The following is a 1,909-nucleotide window of genomic DNA, read 5'->3' as shown; positions in this document are numbered from 1 at the left end:
GTCTCACTGAGGAGTCCCATGTCAGCTGTGCGCTGGCCCGCGACCGGCCACGAAACCCACCGCTGGGACCACCGTGCCCCCATGGCATCTCATCGCGCACGGATTCGGAACACCGGGGATTTTGAGGCAGCAGTTGTCCCCCGGATCTCCCTCGCAACATCCTTGCGGGGCGCACATCGGCGAAAACGCGGAGTTGGTGGCCCGCAACGTATTTGCAATGCGGGCTGCCCTTGACGCCGCCTCTCATGTGGATTCGGCGGCCATTCTCACCATGCACCGAGTGTTGACGGAAGGTGTCCAAGACGACGCGGGTGAATACCGCAAGGAATGGGTGTGGATCGGCGGGGAATCCCCGGTCACCGCTGCCTATGTGGCACCTGAGCATCACCGTGTTCCCGCAGCCATTGCCGACCTGATCGACTTCCTGCGCCGCGGCGATTTGGATCCCACCGTCCAGGCGGCCATCGCCCACGCCCAGTTCGAGACCATCCACCCCTTCACCGATGGCAACGGGCGGACCGGGCGTGCCATCGTGTCATCACTGCTCCGCGCGCGCGGGACGGTTCAAAACGTCCACATTCCCATTTCATCGGGATTGCTGCACGACATCGACGATTACATCGATGCATTGCATGACTACCGCGCTGGACACCCCGCGTCCATCGTGGAGTGTTTCTCCAATGTCGTTCTGGGGTCGCTTGCTAACGCAGATCAGTTGATCAACGATGTCCGCTCCTTCCACGGGCAGGTCCTGGACTCCCTCACCGAAGCCGGGTTGTTACAAGAAGAGCGGTCCATCAAGGTATGAGGCCAAAAAGTTTGGGTGGTCCCAGCTGTCGTCAAGGCTCTGGACGACTTCGCGGAGCGCGCCGGCCGCAGAGATTTCGGCTCCTGACCCCCGGAACCATTTGATGCCGCCTTACTGCACAGTAGGGGCTGCTACTGCACAGTAAGGCGGCATCACATGGCGCGCGGACCTCGCCGCGGTAGGCACACCACGGGCGAGCGAGACGACTACCCCAGCAACCCACTCACCCGACGCATCAGGTCGGCCAGGCGGGCGGCGTCGTCGTCGTGGAGGGCGGAGAAGAACAGTTCTTGGACGTCGCGCGCGTGGGCGGGGCGCAGTTCCCGGAAGGCGCGCACACCGTGGGCGGTGAGCACCGCCTCCCAGCCGCGGCCGTCGCACTCCACACGACGGCGCTCCACCCAACCGCGCTTGCCCAGCACACCGATCTGGTAGCTCAACCGGGACGGTGAGAACACCAGCCGCTGAGCCAGCTCCCCCATGCGCATCCGGTGGTCCGGGTCGTTGTACAACAGCAGCAGCAGTTGGTAGTCCATGAGTGAGCAACCGTTGGCCTTGAGCCGCTCCTCGATCCGCGCCGTGAGCCGGGCAGTGGTTTCGAAGTAGAGCTGCCACGCATCCCATTCCTGCTGCGACGCATCGCCTGCACCCATCGCCGGCCCTGACGGCTCGGACGCGCAGGTCACCGTGTCGCTCATGATCCCACCGAGGCCAACAGGCTCGCGAAATCGGGGACGTTGCTGAACTCGTCCTTGACCTCCCGGCGCAGCCCGGGGCGGGCGGCGTCGTCGTCGTCGAGCGAACCGGGCGCGCCACCCGGCGAACCCGCCAGAACGACGGCCGCGAGCGAGGCACCCACGCGGTCGATGCGCCGCTGCAGGTCCTCGTGCCCCCAGTCCTCGGAGGCCGCGTAAATGCCCAGCGGCAACACGAGCGCCTTGAGGTAGCTCAGCAGCGGGCGCAGGGCGGTGTCGAGCACCAGCGAGTGGCGCGGCGACCCGCCCGTGGCAGCGACCACGGTGGGTAGGTTCTCGAGGGCGGATTCGTCGATCACGTCGAAGAACTGCTTGAACAACCCGGAGTAGGACGCCTTGTACGTGG

At 65.4% G+C, this 1,909-nt stretch carries 3 protein-coding genes; 1 reads left to right on the top strand and 2 read right to left on the bottom strand.

Features of this window, described 5'->3' with window-relative positions; translation table 11 throughout:
* Positions 1–217 precede the first annotated feature (217 nt).
* Positions 218–808: a Fic family protein gene (locus tag Q4E95_RS10460; protein WP_303383251.1), complete on the top strand. Its 591-nt coding sequence runs from the start codon at positions 218–220 to the stop codon at positions 806–808.
* A 206-nt stretch (positions 809–1,014) separates the two neighbouring features.
* Here Q4E95_RS10460 and Q4E95_RS10455 read toward each other — a convergent pair whose 3' ends face one another.
* The gene (locus Q4E95_RS10455) at positions 1,015–1,506 is read right to left on the bottom strand and encodes a MarR family winged helix-turn-helix transcriptional regulator (RefSeq protein WP_303383250.1); all 492 of its coding nucleotides are present in this window, start codon (positions 1,504–1,506) and stop codon (positions 1,015–1,017) included.
* Positions 1,503–1,909 (bottom strand): NAD(P)H-dependent oxidoreductase (locus Q4E95_RS10450; protein WP_303383249.1); only part of this gene is annotated, 407 nt, incomplete at its 5' end. The genes Q4E95_RS10455 and Q4E95_RS10450, both read right to left, overlap by 4 nt.

The organism is Kocuria sp. (assembly GCF_030536815.1).
GTDB lineage: Bacteria > Actinomycetota > Actinomycetes > Actinomycetales > Micrococcaceae > Kocuria > Kocuria gwangalliensis.
This window is presented reverse-complemented; position numbering and strand designations above follow the sequence as displayed.

Coding starts and splice junctions, on each gene's coding strand:
- Q4E95_RS10460 (WP_303383251.1), top strand. CDS start 218: ATGCGGGCTGCCCTTGACGCCGCCTCTCATGTGGATTCGGCGGCCATT.
- Q4E95_RS10455 (WP_303383250.1), bottom strand. CDS start 1,506: ATGAGCGACACGGTGACCTGCGCGTCCGAGCCGTCAGGGCCGGCGATG.